Annotated in this window: 16 protein-coding genes; 5 read left to right on the top strand and 11 right to left on the bottom strand. The window is 74.0% G+C overall.

Annotation, left to right across the window (positions count from 1 at the left end):
* Window positions 1–4: 4 nt before the first annotated feature.
* Together ACFV6D_RS00430 and ACFV6D_RS00425 are read right to left on the bottom strand one after the other, a co-directional pair.
* The gene (locus ACFV6D_RS00430) at window positions 5–304 is read right to left on the bottom strand and encodes a bacterioferritin-associated ferredoxin (protein ID WP_380557296.1); all 300 of its coding nucleotides are present in this window, start codon (window positions 302–304) and stop codon (window positions 5–7) included.
* Window positions 305–501: 197 nt separating this feature from the next.
* Window positions 502–1,911 carry a class II 3-deoxy-7-phosphoheptulonate synthase gene (locus ACFV6D_RS00425; protein WP_380336515.1) on the bottom strand — a complete coding sequence of 470 codons (1,410 nt, stop codon included), beginning with the start codon at window positions 1,909–1,911 and terminating at the stop codon, window positions 502–504.
* Between the two features lie 241 nt (window positions 1,912–2,152).
* On the opposite strand from ACFV6D_RS00425, the gene ACFV6D_RS00420 reads away from it, so the two are divergent.
* Window positions 2,153–4,087 carry an anthranilate synthase family protein gene (locus ACFV6D_RS00420; protein ID WP_380557293.1) on the top strand — a complete coding sequence of 645 codons (1,935 nt, stop codon included), beginning with the start codon at window positions 2,153–2,155 and terminating at the stop codon, window positions 4,085–4,087.
* A 250-nt stretch (window positions 4,088–4,337) separates the two neighbouring features.
* Here the strand turns inward: ACFV6D_RS00420 and ACFV6D_RS00415 are convergent, their stop codons facing one another.
* Genes ACFV6D_RS00415 through ACFV6D_RS00405 form a run of 3 tightly spaced genes read right to left on the bottom strand, consistent with a single transcriptional unit; the run spans window position 4,338 to window position 7,124 of the window.
* Complete coding sequence (locus ACFV6D_RS00415; RefSeq protein WP_063347264.1) at window positions 4,338–5,018, bottom strand: response regulator transcription factor; 681 nt, start codon at window positions 5,016–5,018, stop codon at window positions 4,338–4,340.
* A complete protein-coding gene (gene macS, locus ACFV6D_RS00410) occupies window positions 4,996–6,255 on the bottom strand; it encodes a MacS family sensor histidine kinase (RefSeq protein ID WP_380490111.1) in 1,260 nt (419 codons plus the stop codon). Before macS ends, ACFV6D_RS00415 begins: the two co-directional genes overlap by 23 nt.
* 35 nt (window positions 6,256–6,290) lie before the next feature.
* A complete protein-coding gene (locus ACFV6D_RS00405; protein ID WP_380375639.1) occupies window positions 6,291–7,124 on the bottom strand; it encodes a lysophospholipid acyltransferase family protein in 834 nt (277 codons plus the stop codon).
* A gap of 256 nt (window positions 7,125–7,380) precedes the next feature.
* On the opposite strand from ACFV6D_RS00405, the gene ACFV6D_RS00400 reads away from it, so the two are divergent.
* Together ACFV6D_RS00400 and ACFV6D_RS00395 are read left to right on the top strand one after the other, a co-directional pair.
* Window positions 7,381–8,175, top strand: a complete 795-nt coding sequence (locus ACFV6D_RS00400) for an alpha/beta fold hydrolase (protein ID WP_363377751.1) — start codon at window positions 7,381–7,383, stop codon at window positions 8,173–8,175.
* 10 nt (window positions 8,176–8,185) lie between these two features.
* Window positions 8,186–8,944 (top strand): hypothetical protein, encoded by a 759-nt coding sequence (locus tag ACFV6D_RS00395; protein WP_380557289.1) that lies wholly within the window; start codon window positions 8,186–8,188, stop codon window positions 8,942–8,944.
* On the opposite strand, the gene ACFV6D_RS00390 is transcribed toward ACFV6D_RS00395, so the two are convergent.
* From ACFV6D_RS00390 to ACFV6D_RS00370, 5 genes are all read right to left on the bottom strand, one after another.
* Window positions 8,941–9,696, bottom strand: coding sequence for an endonuclease/exonuclease/phosphatase family protein (locus ACFV6D_RS00390; RefSeq protein ID WP_380557286.1), 756 nt, complete (start codon window positions 9,694–9,696; stop codon window positions 8,941–8,943). The genes ACFV6D_RS00395 and ACFV6D_RS00390 overlap by 4 nt on opposite strands.
* Window positions 9,697–9,825: 129 nt before the next feature.
* Window positions 9,826–10,770, bottom strand: coding sequence for an ROK family glucokinase (locus ACFV6D_RS00385; protein ID WP_063347268.1), 945 nt, complete (start codon window positions 10,768–10,770; stop codon window positions 9,826–9,828).
* Between the two features lie 193 nt (window positions 10,771–10,963).
* Window positions 10,964–11,341 (bottom strand): DUF5304 family protein, encoded by a 378-nt coding sequence (locus ACFV6D_RS00380; protein WP_350884427.1) that lies wholly within the window; start codon window positions 11,339–11,341, stop codon window positions 10,964–10,966.
* Window positions 11,342–11,426: 85 nt separating this feature from the next.
* Entirely contained in the window at window positions 11,427–12,599 is a 1,173-nt protein-coding gene (locus ACFV6D_RS00375) for an ArsA-related P-loop ATPase (RefSeq protein ID WP_363377758.1), read from the bottom strand.
* 24 nt (window positions 12,600–12,623) lie between these two features.
* Window positions 12,624–13,085 (bottom strand): SRPBCC family protein, encoded by a 462-nt coding sequence (locus ACFV6D_RS00370; protein ID WP_063347271.1) that lies wholly within the window; start codon window positions 13,083–13,085, stop codon window positions 12,624–12,626.
* A gap of 325 nt (window positions 13,086–13,410) precedes the next feature.
* Here ACFV6D_RS00370 and ACFV6D_RS00365 point away from each other — a divergent pair, with 325 nt between their 5' ends.
* Window positions 13,411–15,204, top strand: a complete 1,794-nt coding sequence (locus ACFV6D_RS00365) for a long-chain fatty acid--CoA ligase (RefSeq protein ID WP_063347272.1) — start codon at window positions 13,411–13,413, stop codon at window positions 15,202–15,204.
* A 47-nt stretch (window positions 15,205–15,251) separates the two neighbouring features.
* Here ACFV6D_RS00365 and ACFV6D_RS00360 read toward each other — a convergent pair whose 3' ends face one another.
* Window positions 15,252–16,388 carry a glycosyltransferase family 4 protein gene (locus ACFV6D_RS00360; protein WP_063347273.1) on the bottom strand — a complete coding sequence of 379 codons (1,137 nt, stop codon included), beginning with the start codon at window positions 16,386–16,388 and terminating at the stop codon, window positions 15,252–15,254.
* Between the two features lie 244 nt (window positions 16,389–16,632).
* Here ACFV6D_RS00360 and ACFV6D_RS00355 point away from each other — a divergent pair, with 244 nt between their 5' ends.
* Complete coding sequence (locus tag ACFV6D_RS00355; protein WP_380557283.1) at window positions 16,633–18,072, top strand: glycosyltransferase 87 family protein; 1,440 nt, start codon at window positions 16,633–16,635, stop codon at window positions 18,070–18,072.
* Window positions 18,073–18,074: the final 2 nt, after the last annotated feature.

The following is an 18,074-nucleotide window of genomic DNA, read 5'->3' as shown; positions in this document are numbered from 1 at the left end:
GTCCTCAGGCCGCGCGCAGCGGGGCGACCAGGGCCGGGGCGGCGGGAGCCGCGGCGGCCACCGGCGCGGGCGCGGCCTGGGCCTGGGCCTGCGGGTCGGCCAGGCCGAGCTTCGCGGCGAGGCGGGCGGTCGGGCAGGGCCGGGCGCCGTGCTCGCCGAGCAGAGCCTGGATCCGGCGGACGCAGGACCCGCAGTCGGTGCCGGCCTTGCAGCCCCGGGCGATCTGGCGCGGGGTCTCGGCACCGGCGTCGATCGCCTTCTTCACCTGGTCCTCGGTGACCGCATGGCACATGCACACGTACATCGCGGACTCTCCAGGGTGGTGCGGCGCCGACTGGCGGAACGATCTTGACTAAGGCTTGCCTTACTTCACTAAGCCTCACCTTACCCGGCGATCCGGGTACGAAAAAGCCCCTCCGGGCTCGGGGACCCCGAATCCGGAGGGGCTTTCGTCACATTCGTTCACCGGTGACCCGCCGGCGGCGGCTCACCCGTGGCAGCTCACTGGCCGCGGTACATCTCCGCCACCAGGAACGCCAGGTCCAGCGACTGGCTGCGGTTGAGCCGCGGGTCGCAGGCCGTCTCGTAGCGCTGGTGCAGGTCGTCGACCAGCACCTCGTCGCCACCGCCGACGCACTCGGTCACGTCGTCGCCGGTCAGCTCCACGTGGATGCCGCCCGGGTGGGTGCCCAGCGCGCGGTGCACCTCGAAGAAGCCCTTGACCTCGTCGAGCACGTCGTCGAAGCTGCGGGTCTTGTGGCCGCTGGAGGCCTCGAAGGTGTTGCCGTGCATCGGGTCGCAGATCCACACCGGCTGGGCGCCGGACGCGGTGACCTTCTCCACCAGGGTGGGCAGGTGGTCGCGGACCTTGCCCGCACCCATCCGGGTGATGAAGGTGAGGCGGCCCGGCTCGCGCTCCGGGTCCAGCTTCTCGATCAGGGTCAGTGCCTCGTCGACCGAGGTGGTCGGGCCGAGCTTGACGCCGATCGGGTTGCGGACCTTCGAGGCGAACTCGATGTGCGCGTGGTCCAGCTGGCGGGTGCGCTCACCGATCCACACCATGTGGCCGGAGACGTCGTACAGCTCGCCGGTGCGCGAGTCCACGCGGGTCAGCGCGGTCTCGTAGTCGAGGATCAGCGCCTCGTGCGAGGAGAAGAACTCGACGGTCTTGAACTCCTCCGGCGCCACACCGCAGGCGTTCATGAACGCCAGGGCGTTGTCGATCTCCCGGGCGAGCTGCTCGTAGCGCTGGCCGGCCGGCGAGTTGCGCACGAAGTCCTGGTTCCAGGCGTGCACCTGGCGCAGGTCCGCGTAACCACCGGTGGTGAACGCGCGCACCAGGTTCAGCGTCGCGGCGGACGCGTTGTACATCCGCTTGAGGCGCTCCGGGTCCGGGATGCGGGACTCGGGGGTGAAGTCGAAGCCGTTCACCGAGTCGCCGCGGTAGACCGGCAGCGTCACGCCGTCGCGGGTCTCGGTCGACTTGGAGCGCGGCTTGGAGTACTGGCCGGCGATCCGGCCCACCTTCACGACCGGCACCGAGGCCGCGTACGTCAGCACGGCGGCCATCTGCAGCAGGGTCTTCAGCTTGTTGCGGATGTGCTCCGCCGAGACGCCGTCGAAGGCCTCGGCACAGTCACCGCCCTGCAGCAGGAAGGCCTCCCCGCGCGCCACGGCTCCGAGCCGGGCGCGCAGCTGGTCGCACTCGCCGGCGAACACGAGCGGCGGATAGGAGGCGAGCTCGGCAAGGGTCTTGCGCAGAGCCTCTTGGTCCGGCCATTCAGGCTGCTGCGCCGCGGGCAGGGACTGCCAGGAGTGGCCAGTCCTCGATGTCTCAGTCGTCACGGTCACACCACCAAGGCTACGGGGTGACCCGAGCGATTCGTGACCATTGCCCGAGGGGTGAGACATAACTCGGACAAACACGTGACCGGGCTCACCCTCCCCGCACGATCCGCTACGCTCGAACCATGCACGCGCCCCACACCCACTCCTGGTGGTGGGCCTCCCCCAAGGGTGGCCCACCGATCGCGCGTTCCTAGACGAACACGACGGCCGCCCCTCGGGGCGGCCGTCGGCATATGCGCAGACGGCCCTCCGGGAGCGGATCCCAGCACCGCACCTCACCAGTCCCCCGGAAGGAAGCCGCTCCGTGACCGCCACCGCCGACCTGCTCGCCCGCCTCACCGCTCCCGACGCGCCCGCGTTCGCCCTGCTGCACCGCCGCACCCCCCGGCTCGCCCCGGACACCGTCGAGGTGCTGGTGGGCACCGTCGACAGCTACCAGAACCTCGCCGACCTGCCGGTCCGCACCGGCGTCCCGGCCGACGGCCCGGTGCACGACCTGCTCGCGCTCGTCCCGTACCGGCAGATCCGCGAGCGCGGCTTCGAGGCGCACGACGACGGGACCCCGCTGCAGGCCCTCTCGGTGACCGAACAGCACACCCTGCCACTGGCCGAACTCACCGCCGCCCTGCCGCAGTCGCCGGTCTCGCTCACCGGCGGCTCGTTCGACATCGACGACGAGGCGTACGCCACGATCGTCCGCCGGGTGATCGAGGAGGAGATCGGCAACGGCGAGGGCGCCAACTTCGTGATCCGGCGCGACTTCGGCGCCACCCTGGAGAACTTCTCGCCCGCACTCGCGCTCACCCTGTTCCGGCGGCTGCTGGAGCAGGAGCGCGGCGCCTACTGGACCTTCCTGGTGCACACCGGAGAACGCGTCCTGGTCGGCGCCTCCCCCGAGGTGCACGTCCGGCAGAGCGGCGGCACCGTCGTGATGAACCCGATCTCCGGCACCTACCGCTATCCGGCCGGCGGCTCGGACATCGACTCGCTGCTCCGGTTCCTCCACGACCCCAAGGAGCTGGAGGAACTGACGATGGTCGTCGACGAGGAGCTCAAGATGATGTGCACGGTCGGCGACCTCGGCGGCCAGGTGCTCGGGCCCCGGCTCAAGGAGATGTCCCACCTCGCCCACACCGAGTACGAGCTGCGCGGACGCACCTCGCTGGACGTCCGCGAGGTGCTCCGCGAGACGATGTTCGCCGCCACCGTCACCGGCAGCCCGGTACAGAACGCCACCCGGGTCATCAAGCGGTACGAGCCCGGCGGGCGCGGCTACTACTCCGGCGCGCTCGCCCTGATCGGCCGCTCCGCCAGCGGCGGGCAGCTGCTGGACTCGCCGATCTGCATCCGCACCGCCGACATCGACCCGGCCACCGGCCGCCTGGTCGTCCGGGTCGGCGCCACGCTCGTCCGCCACTCCGTCCCCGAGTCCGAGGTCGCCGAGACCCACGCCAAGGCCGCCGGGGTGCTCACCGCGATCGGCGCCCGGCCCGCGCCCGCCCGGCTGCCCGGCCCCACCGGCCCCCGGCTGGCCGACGACCACCGCGTCCAGGCCGCCCTGGACGCCCGGCGGGCCGACCTCGCCCCGTTCTGGCTGCGGATGCAGACGCCGACCGTGGTCACCGAGTCCGCGCCGACCCTGGTGGTCGACGGCGAGGACACCTTCACCTCGATGCTCGCCCACCTGCTCACCTCGATCGGCCACCAGGTCAGCGTCGTCCGCTACGACGCGCCCGGGCTGCCCGCCCTGCTGGCGGCGCACCGCGGGCCGCTGGTGCTGGGCCCCGGGCCCGGCGACCCGGCGCTCGCCGACGACCCCAAGATGGCCCTGCTGCGGCCGGTCGTCGCGGACGCCCTGGCCGCGGTCCGGTCCGGGGCCCGCACCGCGCCGCTGCTCGCGGTCTGCCTCAGCCACCAGCTGCTCTGCGGCGAGCTCGGGCTGGCGCTGGGCCGCAAGGACGTCCCGTACCAGGGGGCGCAGGAGAGCGTCGACCTGTTCGGCACCAAGCACACCGTCGGCTTCTACAACACGTTCACCGCGCGCTGCTCGGACGCCGACGCGGCCCGGCTCGCCGCACAGGGCGTCGAGGTCGCCCGGGACGCCGCCACCGGGGACGTCCACGCGCTGCGCGGGCCCGGCTTCGCCGGCCTCCAGTTCCACCCCGAGTCGGTGCTGACCCGCGACGGCGTCGGCATCGTGGCGGGCCTGCTGCGCGAGGCGGCGGCCGTCCGCGGCTGAGGAACCGGCTGAGCAGCCGGTGGGGGGGCGGGGGCGGGGGGCGCCCCCCCCCCCCCCCCCGGCCCCCCCCCCGGCGGCGCCCGCCCGGGCCCGCGGGGGTAGGGGGCGAGGCCCACGGCGCGCCCCCGTGGCGCGCGGCGGCCCCCGCCCCCCCTCCCCCCCCGGGGGCCCCCGGGGGGGGGGGCCCGCCCCGGCCCCCCCCCCCCCACCGCACGCGGGACCGCCGACGCGGCCGGACCCGCCGGAGCCGTCAGATGTCGTCGTCCAGCCCCTGCTCGATCGCGTACCGCACCAGTTCCACCCGGTTGTGCAGTTGCAGCTTGCCGAGCGTGTTCTGGACGTGGTTCTGCACCGTCCGGTGCGACAGCACCAGCCGGTCGGCGATCTGCCGGTACGACAGGCCCTTGGCCACCAGGCGCAGGACCTCGGTCTCCCGCGCGGTCAGCTGCGGGACGGCCGGCGCGGAGGCCGGGGCCGGTTCGGCGGCCAGCCGGCGGAACTCGCCCAGCACCAGGCCGGCCAGGCCCGGGGTGAACACGGCGTCGCCCACGGCCGTGCGCCGCACCGCGTCCAGCAGCTCCTCCCGCCCGGCCGACTTGACCAGGTACCCGGTCGCGCCGGACTTCACCGCCTCCAGCACGTCCTGGTGCTCGCCGCTGGCCGAGAGCACCAGCACCCGCACCGCCGGATCCTGCGCGACCACCTGGCGGCACACCTCGGCGCCGGGCAGACCGGGCAGGTTGAGGTCCAGCACGACGACCTGCGGCGAGCAGGCGCGGGCCCGGCGGACGGCCTCCTCGCCGTCGCCCGCGGTGGCCACCACGTCGAGCCCCGCCTCGGCGAGGTCCCGCGAGACGGCGTCGCGCCACATCGGGTGGTCGTCCACGACCATCACCCGTATCGGCCGGTCAGTCGTCGGCTGATCGGTCATCAGAGCCCTTCCTCGGGACACGGAGTTCGACCTCGACGCCCTCTCCGGGCGCCGAGTACAGCTCGGCCGTGCCGCCGAGGTCCAGCAGCCGGCCGCGGATGGACTGGGAGACGCCCAGCCGCCCGGCCCGCTCCGCCTCGCCGAGGCGGCCGGGGGCGAAGCCGGGGCCGTCGTCGCGGATGCTGACCGTGACGGCCTGCGGCTCGTCCTCCACCAGGATCCAGGCCCGGGCCCGCTCCCCGGCGTGCCGGCGGACGTTGTCGACGGCGGCGCCGACCGCCGCAGCCAGTTCGCCGGCCGCCCCGGCGGGCAGCAGCACCGGCCCGCCGGGGGCGGACAGCGTGATCCGCTCGTCGGCGTACGGGCGCAGCAGCGCGGTGAGGTCCTGCGGCTCCCCGGCCCCGCACCCCTGCGGGCGCTGCCCCGGGATCGGGCCGCCGGTCATCAGCGCCCGCAGGGCGCGCTCCTGCTCGCCGGCCAGTCGGCCGAGTTCGGCGAAGTCGGCGTCGCCGCCCGGGCGTCCACCGGCCGCAGCCGCGGCGCCCTCGGCCGGCCGTGCGGTGAGTTCGGCGCCGTGGCGCTGGACGAGGGCGAGCACCTGGAGCACGCCGTCGTGGATGTCCCGGGAGAGCCGCTCGCGCTCCCGGGTGGCCGCCTCGACCTGGAGTGCCCGGGTGAGCGTCGCCTCGCTGGCGCGGGCCAGTTCGATGACGTAGCCGATGGCGCAGCCGGCCACCATCAGCAGCATGATGTTGTGGATGTTGTCGCCGGTCGGGCCGCCGTGGCCGAGGATGTTGGCGACGCCGATCACCGTGCCCGCGGCGGCCGCCCAGCGCCAGCCGCCCTTGCCGGCGAAGCCGAGCACCGTGCCGGCGGCCCAGATGGTCGGCAGGGTGGGCGCGCCGTGGCTGATCCGTACCGGGTCGTCGGTCAGGCCGCTCATCACGATGCCGGTGACGGCGAGGGTGAGGTCGGTGCCGAGCACGTACCAGGTGCAGCGCTGCGGGCCGGCGAAGGCCCGGGTGCTGGCGAGTGTCCAGAGGGTGAGTGTGCCGAGGAAGATCCAGCCGGCGACGGGGTGCAGGAAGTCCAGGTAGGAGTTGAGGTAGCGCAGCAGGGCGTAGCACAGGGCCAGCACCCGGAAGTAGGAGATGGCCTTCCACAACGGCAGTTCGACGGACATGCCCCCGGCCGCGACCGCGCCGCCGACTGCCCCGGTTCTCTCGCCGTCCGTCATCCTTGCGCCCCTCCCCTGGGCCGTGCCCGCGGTCGTCAGGCCGACCCGGTCTCCTTCGGCTCCTGCCCGGACTGCTCGGCCTGCTCCGTCGCGGCGGCCTTGTCGGCGGCGGCCTTCTCGGCCTCCGCCTCCGCCTTCTCCGCCTTGGCGGCGGCCTTGCGCTCGGCGTCGGCCTTCTTCTTGTCGTCGGCGATCTGCCGCTTGGCGGCGGTCGCGTAGATGTCCACGTACTCCTGGCCGGAGAGCCGCATGATCTCGTACATCACCTCGTCCGTCACCGAACGGAGGATGAAGCGGTCGTTCTCCATGCCGTGGTAGCGGGAGAAGTCCAGCGGGCGGCCGATCCGGATGCCGGGGCGGGTGCCGAAGTTGGGGATCACCTGACCGGGCGGCTGGACCTTCTCGGTGTCGATCATGGCGACCGGGATGACCGGCGCGCCGGTGGCCAGCGCGACGCGGGCCAGGCCGCCGACCTTGCCGCGGTACAGCTTGCCGTCGGGCGAGCGGGTGCCCTCGGGGTAGACGCCGAACAGCTCGCCGCCGTCCAGCACCGCGATGGCGCTGCGGATCGCGGCCTCGCCCGCGCCGCGCACGCCCGAGCGGTCCACCGGCAGCTGGCCGACGCCCTTGAAGAACGCGGCGGTCAGCCGGCCCTTGATGCCCGGGGTGTTGAAGTACTCGGCCTTCGCGATGAAGGTCACCCGGCGTTTGATCAGCGCGGGGAAGAAGAAGGAGTCCGAGAAGGACAGGTGGTTGCTCGCGATGATGGCCGCGCCCTCGGTGGGGATGTTCTCCTCACCCTCGATCCACGGCCGGAAGAAGATCCGAAGCAGTGGCGCGACGATCATCTTCATCAGTCGGTAGAACAACCCGGGCCTCCTGTTATGCGGACCGGTCGATCCTAATGCCCCGTGGGCTCGGCCCGCGCCCCGCCCCGCCCCGGCGGGCCGCCGCCGGACTCCCGCAGGCACTCGCACGGGGGCCTCCGCGAGGGGCGCGCGGCCCGCGCGGAGGCCGCCATGAGGGGTGTACGTCCCGGGCGGGGCCGTGGGACGATGCGGATTCCCGCAGCCTCCCCCTCCAGCGTTCCTCCCCCAGCGCCACCCGCCCGCGAAGGAGTCCGCCATGCCGTTGCTGCCCGGTGCCGAACCGTACCGCCACCGCGGCGGACCGGTGGGGGTGCTGCTGTGCCACGGCTTCACCGGATCGCCGCAGTCGCTGCGGCCCTGGGCGGAGGAACTGGCGGCGGCCGGGTTCAGCGTGTCGCTGCCGCTGCTGCCCGGGCACGGCACCCGGTGGCGGGACATGCAGGTCACCCGCTGGGAGGACTGGTACGCCGAGGTCGAGCACGAACTGCTGACGCTCTCCGCCGAGTGCGAGCAGGTCTTCGTCTGCGCGCTGTCGATGGGCGGCGCGCTGGCGCTGCGGCTGGCCGCGCTGCACGGTCCGGCGGTGTCCGGGCTGGTGCTGGTCAACCCGTCGGTGCGCTCGGACAACCCTGCGAGTGTGCTGCTGCCGGTGCTGCGGCACCTCGTGCCGAGCGTGCCCGGGATCGCCGACGACATCGCCAAGCCCGGCACGGTCGAGCTGGGCTACGACCGGACGCCGCTGAACGCCGCCTGGTCGCTGGGCCGGCTGTGGCGGGACGTCCAACGGCGGCTGCCGCAGGTGACCCAGCCGGTGCTGCTCTTCCGCAGTCCGCAGGACCACGTCGTCTCGCCGGCCAACTCGGAACTGGTGCTGGCCCGGATATCCTCGACCGACGTGACGGAGCGGCTGTGCCAGCGCAGCTTCCACGTCGCGACGCTGGACCACGACGCGGCGGAAATATTCGCGGCCAGCCAGGACTTCATCCGACGGCTGGCCCCCGCACACGCGGTGGGCGTCACCGGGGTCGAATCCGACGATCACCATGGCTGAAGGGCCGGAAGTGCACGAGAGCAGCACGGCGGGCGGCGGGGACGAGGCACCCCGCGAGGACGGCACGGCGAAGGACAGCACGGCGAAGGACGGCACCGCGCACAGCGGCGCCCCGGCGGACCGTCCGGGGGCGGACGGCGTCACCGCCCCGGCCGCGGAGGCCGCCGAAGCACCGGCCGCCGACCGGCGCCCGGCCGAACCGGACGCCACCGCGCCCGCGGAGCCCCGCACCCGGCGCGCCCCCGAGCGCAGCCAGGCCGAGCAGGACGAGATCTTCGCCGCCCTGGTCGCCCAGTTCGACGACCCCGTGGACCTCACCAACCCCAACTGGCCGGAGGTCGAGAACCTCCGGGCCCAGAGCGAGCTGAAGGGCGGCTTCAAGGACGCCCCCGGCTCCCGGACCGACCCGGACGACCTCACCGACCTCGCCCCGCAGCCCCGCCCCCGCTCCGGTCGGCCGGTGATGCCGGCGGCGGGCTCGGGCCCGCGCGACTTCGAACTGGCCGAGGAGACCGACGAGGACCACTACGTCCCGCCGGAGCCCCCGCCGCTGCCGACCGCCGACGTCACCGCGAAGTTCGCCTGGCTCGCGGTGCTCGGCGGCCCCGCCCTGCTGCTGTTCGACGCGGTGGTGTGGCGGGAGATCGCCGGCTGGCCGGCCTGGGTCGGGATCACCGCCTTCCTCGGCGGCTTCGTCACCCTGGTGACCCGGATGAAGGACCGCGACGAGGACGAGCCCGAGGACCCGGACAACGGCGCCGTGGTCTAGGTTGCTGGAGCCTCCGGCAGCTCCAGCACCGCGAGCACCGGCAGGTGGTCGGTCGCGGCGCGCAGGTCGGCCTCGGTGACGCCGGGCAGCCCGTGCGGCACCCCGCAGCCGAGGACGGTGATCCCGGGCGTGGCGAACACGGCGTCGATCCGCTGGTAGGGGCGCTCGGGGACGGACGTGAACTCGCCGCCCCAGGGCGCGGTCGGGTACCCGTCCTGGAGCCGCGCGGCCAGCAGCTGCCAGCCCCTGCCGTCCGGGTGCTCGTTGAAGTCCCCTGCCACGATGCCGTGTTCGGCGATCCCGAGCTGGTCGAGCAGCAGCTCGAACTGGCCGTACCGCTCGTCGGCGTCCAGGCTGAGGTGGCAGCTGGTGAGGGTGAACGGCGCCGTTCCGGGCAGTCGCAGCAGCGCGGTGGCGAAGCCGCGGGCGTGCAGGCCGCGGGTCTTGGGCAGCAGCCGGTCGTGCACGCCCAGCAGTTGCGCCGCGCCGGGCCGGCCGAGCAGCAGCGGCCCGGCGGCGGTCCGGCCGCCGCCGGCCAGGACGACCGTCCCGGTGCTCCGGGCCAGCCGGGCGGCCTGGCCCTCGGGCCGCCAGTAGCGCGGTGACTCCTGGATGCAGACCAGGTCGGGTGCGCAGGCCCGGATCACCCGGGCCAGCGCCCGCCGGTCGTCCCGCAGCGAGCGGATGTTGTAGCTGAGCAGGCGCAGCCGGCGCGGGCCGGGCGGCGGCGGTTCGGCGGGTGCCGTGGTCATGGTCCTGGTCCTCCCCGTACGTGGTGCGTGGGACGACCGTACGGCAGGGCCGGGGGCGTGCGTCGGCGGCGGCGCGTCCGGGGTTGGTCGGGGTCCGGTCGCACCGCCGCCGGCGGGTTCAGGGGGTGGCTACGCGGTGCGGGCCAGGTCGGCGGCGCCGACGATGCCGGCGGCGGAGCCCATCGAGGCCAGCACGACCTCGGCGCGCGGGCGGTGGATGCCGCCGGTGAGGTAGTGCTCGAAGGCCTTGGCGACCGGGTCGAGCAGCAGGCGGCCGGAGTCGGAGACGCCGCCGCCGAGGACGAAGACGCCCGGGTCGAAGAGCGCGGCGAGGTCGGCCATGCCGCGGCCGAGCCAGTCGGCCAGTTCGGCGTAGCACTCCAGGGCGAGCGGGTCGCCCTCCTCGGCCGCCTCGGTGATGTGGATGCCGCGGATGGTCTCGGCGACGCCGTCGTTGAGCTCCAGCATCCGCCGGCCGCGCACCTGGTCGGCGGCGGCCTTCTCCCGACCGTAGCGGCGCAGCGCCCGCCCGGAGCCGTACTGCTCCCAGCAGCCCTTGCCGCCGCAGCCGCAGGTCAGGCCGTCGGGGACCATGTTGAGGTGGCCGATCTCGCCGGCCACGCCGAACCGGCCGCGGTGCAGCCGGCCGTCGAGGACGATGCCGCCGCCGATGCCGGTGCCGACGGTGATCAGCACCATGTCCTGGTGGTCGGCGGCGGCGCCGAAGCGGAACTCGGCCCAGGCGGCGCAGTTGGCGTCGTTCTCGACGACGGTGTCCAGGCCGGCGAGCTCCTCGATGCGGCCGCGCAGCGGCTCGTTCTCCCAGTCGATGTTGGGCGCGAAGATCACCGTGGAACGGTTGCTGTCCACGAAGCCGGGGGCGCCGACGCCGACGGCGGTGACGTCGGGGTGCTGCTCCTTGAGCTCGCGCACGGCCTGCGCGATGGCATCGACCGCCCACTGCGGGTCGGCCGGGGTGGGCACCCTGGTCCGGGCCAGGATCGCGCCCGCCTCGTCGACCACGCCTGCCGCAATCTTGGTCCCGCCGACATCGACGCCGATGGTCAGAGCCATGTGTCCCTCAGCTATTCACTCGTTCCCGCTGGGCGGAACGGTACCGCCCAACCCTGCCCCCCGTACACAGCCTCGCATACATTAACCGAAGACAATCATGGACCAACCGGGCCGTGACGCTTCAAAAGTCGTATCTAATCGCCCGCTTCGTCACGCACCAGAGCAACGCGATCACGGTTCGAAGGTTACGGATTCACTGCTTGGCGGACGCCTCGTCAGGCGTGTCGAGGTCGATCCGCTCGGTGGCGGCGCCCTCGCCGGCCGTCCAGCGGTGCTCGTGGCCGGCCACCGCGGCCCGGTAGGCGGCCAGCAGTTCGGTGCCCGCGGCGGCCAGTCCGGAGCCGGCGGCGGCGAGGTGGGAGTAGACCTCGGGCTGCTGGGTGCGCAGCCGGTCGGCCAGCCCGGAGAGGGTGATCAGGGTGTCGGCGCTCGCCTCCTGCGCCTTCTGGCCGACGGCGGAGGCGAGCTTGCGCACCTCGTCCACCAGCGGGCCCAGCTCCGGCCCGAACGGGTGGGCCTGCGGACCGCCCGGCTCGGCGGTGGGCTCGGTCCGGTCGTCGGTGCTGGTCATCGCGGGCGCCTCCTCAGCCGGGGCCGCACCCTGCGGCCCTCGGGCCCGACGCTACCGGACAGCCCGTAGGGGCCCCGAAAGCACTTCAGCCCCGGGGCCAGAGCGCCGGGTCGGGCGCGAACCGCACCGAGAGCGCCCCGTCGTGCAGGCTCGCGCCGGCCACCGTGCAGCGGCGCAGCGCGGACGGCAGGGTGAGCACCCGGCGGTGGGCACCGAGGCCGACCACCAGTTCGTCGCCGCGCCGGACGAGGTCCAGCTCGGCCCGGTCGGCGCCGGGCAGCGCGAGGTGCCAGACCAGCAGGCCCTCCTCGGCGAGGCGGTCCTCGACCGGCCAGGGCTCGGGGGCCAGCCGCTCCGGGCCGGGCCCGTCCCCGTACAGCCGGTCGGCGACGGCCTCCAGGGTGGCCTCGGCCAGTCCGGTGGCCAGCACCGGGGCGTCGGTCTCGGCCGCGAGCTCGGCCAGCTCCTCCCGGCGGCGGCGGGCCAGCGCGGCCAGCCACGGGTCCGGCGAGTCGGCCGCGCCCTCGGGCAGCACGCCGTGCACCACGACGGCGTCCGGCCGGTGGCCGTGCAGGGCCAACCCGGCCCGGATCCGGCCCAGTTCCTGGTACGGGTGGCCGTCGGCGGGCACGACCAGGCGCACGCTGGTGCCGGGCGCGGCGATCGCGGCGCGGGACTCGGCGAGCACCGCGGCGGCCTTGGTCCGCCCCTCGTACAGCCACTCGGCGGGCATCGGCACGCCGGCCAGGCCGGCCAGCAGCGGGCGCAGCGCCCGGGCCGCCTGCCGCTGCTCGGGGACGAGCCGGTCCAGGTAGCGCTCCAACTGCTCGGGCAGGGCGAGGGTGGCGATCAGCTCGGCGGGCGGCGGGGCGAGCACGACCAGGACGTCCTGGTCGGCGGCGGGCAGGGCGCGCAGCAGGGCGATCCGGGCGATGCCGGGGAGGGCGGTCAGCTCCTCGGGGTCGAGCTGCTCGGCGCCGAGCAGGTCGAGGGCGGGCTTGAGCCGGCTGGTGAGCTCGCCGGCGGCGTACCGGAAGGCGGCCTGCTCGTCGATCCGGGAGACGGTCAGGCCGGGTGCGTAGCGGGCCGGTTCGGGCTCCAGGCGGGTGCCGAGGACGCCGTCCAGGGCGCGGTGCGGGTCGTCGGCGGCCAGCAGCCAGGTGCGGTGGCCGCGCCGGGCCGCGTGCAGGGCGGTGGCGGCGGCCACCACGGGCGCGCCCGCGTCGCCGCTGACCAGGATGGTGCGTGTCGCCGTCATGCCGTCGGCCCCCGTTCCGCCGCGTCAGCCCTGGACGGGCTTCTTGCCGTCGGCGTCCTCGACGCGCTTCTTCAGACCGGCCAGGGCGCGGTCGATGATGACCTTCTCGGCCTTGCGCTTGATCATGCCGAGCATCGGGATCTTGACGTCCACGGCGAGCTGGTACGTCACCTCGGTGCGGCTGCCGGAGAGCGGGGCGAGGGTGTAGGAGCCGTCCAGCGAGCGGAGCATCTGGCTGCGCACGAGGGTCCAGCCGACCTCGCGGTCGCCGTCCCAGGTGTAGGCGAGGACGTGCTCGTCGCGGATGGCGCCGGCGTCGAGCAGCAGGCGGACCTGGGCGGCGCGGCCGTTCTCGCCGGCTTCCAGGACCTCGACCTCCTTGACCTCGCCGGTCCAGGCCGGGTAGGCGGCGAAGTCGGCGATCACGGCCATGACCGTGGCCGGGGTCGCGTCGATGGTGATGCTCGACCTGGTGTGCTCCGCCATGGAATGGCCCTCCGCGTCGTCCCTCTGCCTGCCGGTCCGGTCGAGCGTGCTCGGCCTTGTCCGCCCGGAGCAGGCTACCGCGACCGGCGATCGGCTCGGCCGCGCGGGCCGCGGCTCGGCGGGGGCCCGGCGCCGGTCGGCGGGGCATGCTACCGGCCGGTCACCTCGGGGCTGTCGTAGGGTGCCATTCGAACGACCCGGTCACGGCCTGGTCGGACCCGGCCGGGTGTGACACTTCGAACACCGGAGCCGACCCCCCTGGTCGAAGCTGCCTACCGGGCAGTAACGTCCTGCCGTCCCGCAGCGTCGCGAACGAGGAGCAGTCTTGCTCGACTTCAGCCTTCCGGCTCTCTACCAGGTACCCAGCGGCGGTAATCTCTCCGACCCTGTGCACCGGAACGCAGCGGAGCACCCGGATGTCGCGGTGCTCAGCCGTAAGGTGGACGGCCGCTGGCAGGAGTTGACCGCGGTGCAGTTCCTGGCCGAGGTGCACGCCGCCGCCAAGGGCCTGATCGCCGCGGGCATCGAGCCGGGCGACCGGGTGGGCGTCATGTCCCGCACCCGGTACGAGTGGACGCTGCTGGACTTCGCGATCTGGACGGCCGGCGCGATCACCGTCCCGGTGTACGAGACCTCCTCCGCCGAGCAGGTCGAGTGGATCCTCGGCGACTCCGGCGCGGTCGCCGTCGTCACCGAGACCGACCAGCACGTCAAGGTGGTCGACGAGGTCCGCGGCCGGCTGACCGGGCTGAAGCACACCTGGCAGATCGAGGGCGGCGCGATCGCCGCGCTGGCCGAGGCCGGGAAGGACGTCCCGGACGAGACGGTGCAGGAGCGCCGCTCGACCGCGACCGCCGACTCGATCGCCACCATCGTCTACACCTCGGGCACCACCGGCCGCCCGAAGGGCTGTCAGCTGACGCACGCCAACTTCCTCGCCGAGTGCGGCAACGTGGTGGAGCGCCTGGCCCCGCTGTTCCGCACCGGCGACAGCTCCGTCCTGCTGTTCCTGCCGCTGGCCCACGTGCTCGGCCGGATCGCCGAGATCGCCACTGCGATGGCGCCGATCAAGCTGGGCCACGTCTCCGACATCAGGGACGTCACCGCCGAGCTGGCCGCCTTCAAGCCGAGCCTGATCCTGGGCGTGCCGAGAGTCTTCGAGAAGGTCTACAACACCGCCCGCGCCAAGGCCCAGGCCGACGGCAAGGGCAAGATCTTCGACAAGGCCGCCGACACCGCGATCGCCTACAGCCGGGCGCTGGACGCCGGCGGCGCGGGCCTGGTCCTGCGGATCAAGCACGCGGTCTTCGACAAGCTGGTCTACAGCAAGCTGCGCGCCGCCCTCGGCGGCCGGGCCACCCACGCCATCTCCGGCGGCGCCCCGCTCGGCGAGCGGCTGGGCCACTTCTACCGGGGCATCGGCTTCACCGTCCTGGAGGGCTACGGCCTGACCGAGACCTGTGCGGCCACCGCCTTCAACCCGTGGGACAAGCCGAAGATCGGCACGGTCGGCCAGCCGGTCCCCGGCGCCTCGGTGCGGATCGCCGAGGACGGCGAGGTCTTCTTCAAGGGCCCGCACGTCTTCACCGGCTACTGGAACAACCCGCAGGCCACCGCCGACACCCTCAAGGACGGCTGGATCGCCACCGGCGACCTCGGCTCGCTGGACTCCGAGGGCTACCTGACCATCACCGGCCGCAAGAAGGAGATCATCGTCACCGCGGGCGGCAAGAACGTCGCCCCGGCCGTGATCGAGGACCGCATCCGGGCGCACGCGCTGGTCGGCGAGGTCATGGTGGTCGGCGACCGCAAGCCCTTCGTGGCCTGCCTGGTCACCGTCGACCCGGACTTCTTCCCCAAGTGGAAGGAGCTCAACGGCAAGCCCGCCACCGCCACGGTGGCCGAGCTGAGCCAGGACCCTGACCTGCTGGCCGCCCTCCAGGCCGCGGTGGACGACGGCAACGCGGCCGTCTCGCACGCCGAGGCGGTCAAGAAGTTCCGCCTGCTGGACACCGAGTTCTCCGAGGAGAGCGGCCACCTGACGCCCTCCCTCAAGCTCAAGCGCAACCTCGTGCTGAAGGACTTCGCCGCCGACATCGAGGCGATCTACCAGAAGTAGCCGCAGGGCCCCGTCTCCCCGGAGGGAGGCGGGGCCCGCTCACGTACCTAGGCCGCCAGCAGCGAGGTCAGCCGCCCGGCCAGCAGGTCCCAGCGCCAGGAGCGCTCCACCCAGCGCCGCCCGGCCTCGCCCATCCGCCGCCGCAGCTCCTCGTCGCCCAGCAGCCGGACGATCCGCTCGGCGGCCGCGGCGGCCGAGCCGCCCGGCACCACGTACCCGGTCTCGCCCTCCAGCACCGCGTCCGGCGCGCCGCCGGAGTCGCCCGCGACCACCGGCAGACCGGTCGCCGAGGCCTCCAGGTAGACGATGCCCAGGCCCTCGACGTCCAGCCCCCCGCGCCTGGTCCGGCAGGGCATCGCGAAGACGTCCCCGGCCCCGTAGTGGGCGGGCAGCTCCTCCCACGGCACCGAGCCGGTGAAGCGCACCGAGGCCCGGACTCCCCTGGCGTCGGCCAGCTTCTCCAGGTCCGCCCGGTACGGGCCGCCGCCGACGATCAGCAGCACGGCGTCCGGCACGTCGGCGAGGATCTGCGGCATCGCCTCGATCAGCGTGTCCTGCCCCTTGCGCGGCACCAGCCGGGAGACGCAGACCACCACCGGCCGGTCCGCCAGCCCGAGCCGGCGACGCACCTCGGCGCCCCCCGAGCCCGGGTGGAAGGTCGTCTCGTCCACGCCCGGCGGCAGCTGCACCATCCGGGCCGCGGCCTGCGGCCCGACCGCGCCCGCGATCCGGGACCGGGTGTACTCCCCCAGGTACGTCAGCACGTCGGTGCCCGCGCCGATCCGCCGCAGCAGCTGCCGGGCGGCCGGCAGCTGGGCCCAGGCGGCCTCGTGCCCGTGGGTCATGCCGAGCAGCCGCGCCGCACCGGCCCGGCGCAGCGCGGGCGCCATCAGCCCGAGCGGGGCGGCGGCGCCGAACCAGACCGAGTCGCACTTCTCCGCCCGCAGGATCTCGGCGGCCCGCCGGGTGACCCGCGGTGTGGGAACCATCACCTTCGTCCGGTCCCGGATCACCGGGAACGGCTGCTCGGCGTCGAAGCGGGCCACCTCGGTGCCGTCCCGCCAGGTCGAGGCGTACACCACGATGCTCCCGGCGGGCTGACGTACAGCCATGTTGTGCACGAAGGCCTGGATGCCGCCGGGGCGGGGCGGGAAGTCGTTGGTGACGATCAAGGTTCGGTGCATTCAGGCCACGGCTCGCTTGTCGGGGGGTGCGCGGTGTACCGCTGGGTGATCCGTACGATAGGTCAACACCATGACCCGCCGGGAACGGATCCGCGCACGGCAACCGTTTCACCCCCGGGTCAGTCCTAGAACCTAGGCGGCCGGTGGCGGCCCGGCCCAGCGTGCCGTGCCCGCCCCTCCGACCGCCCGGGCGTCCGTCGCGCGGCGCCTCCGGTGGGACGTCCGAGACGAACGAGGGAGCGCAGTGGAGTTGGCCCCGGCCACCGAGTCCGGTACACCCAGCGGCGCCGCCGGCCCCGGCCCGACGCCGGCCGCCCGGCAGGAGCCGGCCCGTGCCCCCGGCCGCCCGTTCGGGGCGCTCGCCGCACTCGGCGCCACCTGGCTGGCCACCCGGACGGTGCTGGTGCTGCTGATGACCGGCGTGGTCAAGGGGCTCGGCGGGGACATCACCGCCGACGTCTGGATGATCTACCACGCCTGGTACGGCGTCCTGCAGACCGGCACCTTCCCGTTCGACGACGTGACCTGGCAGTACCCGCCCGGCGCGGCCCTGGTGATCCTGCTGCCGGGCCTGCTGCCCTGGTCGTACCTGGTCTCCTTCTGGGTGATCTGCGGGATCGCCGACATCGCCGCCACCGCCCTGCTGGTCCGCACCGGACTGCGCCGGGGCCGGGCACTGACCGGCGCCTGGATGTGGGTGGTGGCCGTGCCGCTGCTCGGCCCGATGGTCTACAACCGGCTGGACATCATCGTCACCACGATCGCCCTGGCCGGCCTGCTGGCGCTGATCCGCCGCCCGGCGATCGGCGGGATGCTGCTCGGCCTAGGCGGGATCATCAAGATCTGGCCGCTGCTCGCCCTGATCGGCACCCCCTCCGGCCGCCGCACCCGCCGCGCCTGGACGCTGGCCGCGGCCACCGCCGTCTCGGTGGGCTTCCTGCTCGCGGCCGGGATGAACGGCGCCTTCGGCTTCCTCGCCTTCCAGAAGGAGCGCGGCATCGAGGTGGAGTCGCTCGGCGCGCTGCCGCTGCACTTCGCCCGGCTCGCGGACGCCTGGGACGGCAAGGTCACCATGAACTACGGCTCCCCGGAGATGCTCGGGCCGTGGGTCCCCGTGATCAGCAAGGTGATGATGGCCGGCACCGTGCTGGGCTTCGCCTGGCTGCTGCTCTGGCGCTTCACCGCCAAGCGCCGCAACGCGGCCACCATGTACGACGCGGCGCTCAGCGCGCTGCTCATCTTCACCGTCACCAGCCGGGTGATCAGCCCGCAGTACCTGGTCTGGCTGATCGGCGTCGCCGCGGTCTGCCTGACCGTGCGCGGCAGCAGCCAGCGGCCGGTGGCCCTGCTGATCCTGCTCGCCTGCCCGCTGACGCTGGCCGAGTTCCCGCTGATGTTCAGCCGGATCCTCGCCAGCGAGCGCTGGGGCGTCACCGTGCTCAGCCTGCGCAACCTGCTGCTGCTGGCCGCCACCGTGCTCTCCTGCATCCGGCTCTGGCGTGCCACCCGCGGCCCGGCACAGCTCCCGGCGACGGTGGTGCTGGCCAAGCCCGAGGCGGTGCCCGCCGGCGCCTACCCGGTGCGCCCCGGCATCGCCTACGAGCAGGACCTGCTGGACGGCATCGACCGGCCCGGCACTCCGGCCAGGCAGCGGCCCGGCACCCCGGCCAGGCAGCGGCGCTGAAC

It is taken from the genome of Kitasatospora sp. NPDC059812 (assembly GCF_042732075.1).
Taxonomy (GTDB): domain Bacteria; phylum Actinomycetota; class Actinomycetes; order Streptomycetales; family Streptomycetaceae; genus Kitasatospora.
The sequence above is the reverse complement of the archived record's forward strand: the minus strand, read 5'-3'. Positions and strand labels throughout refer to the sequence as shown.

Bases quoted from the DNA above. Each gene is read 5' to 3' on its own strand.
- ACFV6D_RS00430 (WP_380557296.1), bottom strand. From the start codon at position 304: ATGTACGTGTGCATGTGCCATGCGGTCACCGAGGACCAGGTGAAGAAG.
- ACFV6D_RS00425 (WP_380336515.1), bottom strand. From the start codon at position 1,911: ATGTCTCACCCCTCGGGCAATGGTCACGAATCGCTCGGGTCACCCCGT.
- ACFV6D_RS00415 (WP_063347264.1), bottom strand. From the start codon at position 5,018: ATGACCGATCAGCCGACGACTGACCGGCCGATACGGGTGATGGTCGTG.
- macS (WP_380490111.1), bottom strand. From the start codon at position 6,255: ATGACGGACGGCGAGAGAACCGGGGCAGTCGGCGGCGCGGTCGCGGCC.
- ACFV6D_RS00400 (WP_363377751.1), top strand. From the start codon at position 7,381: ATGCCGTTGCTGCCCGGTGCCGAACCGTACCGCCACCGCGGCGGACCG.
- ACFV6D_RS00390 (WP_380557286.1), bottom strand. From the start codon at position 9,696: ATGACCACGGCACCCGCCGAACCGCCGCCGCCCGGCCCGCGCCGGCTG.
- ACFV6D_RS00385 (WP_063347268.1), bottom strand. From the start codon at position 10,770: ATGGCTCTGACCATCGGCGTCGATGTCGGCGGGACCAAGATTGCGGCA.
- ACFV6D_RS00380 (WP_350884427.1), bottom strand. From the start codon at position 11,341: ATGACCAGCACCGACGACCGGACCGAGCCCACCGCCGAGCCGGGCGGT.
- ACFV6D_RS00375 (WP_363377758.1), bottom strand. From the start codon at position 12,599: ATGACGGCGACACGCACCATCCTGGTCAGCGGCGACGCGGGCGCGCCC.
- ACFV6D_RS00370 (WP_063347271.1), bottom strand. From the start codon at position 13,085: ATGGCGGAGCACACCAGGTCGAGCATCACCATCGACGCGACCCCGGCC.
- ACFV6D_RS00360 (WP_063347273.1), bottom strand. From the start codon at position 16,388: ATGCACCGAACCTTGATCGTCACCAACGACTTCCCGCCCCGCCCCGGC.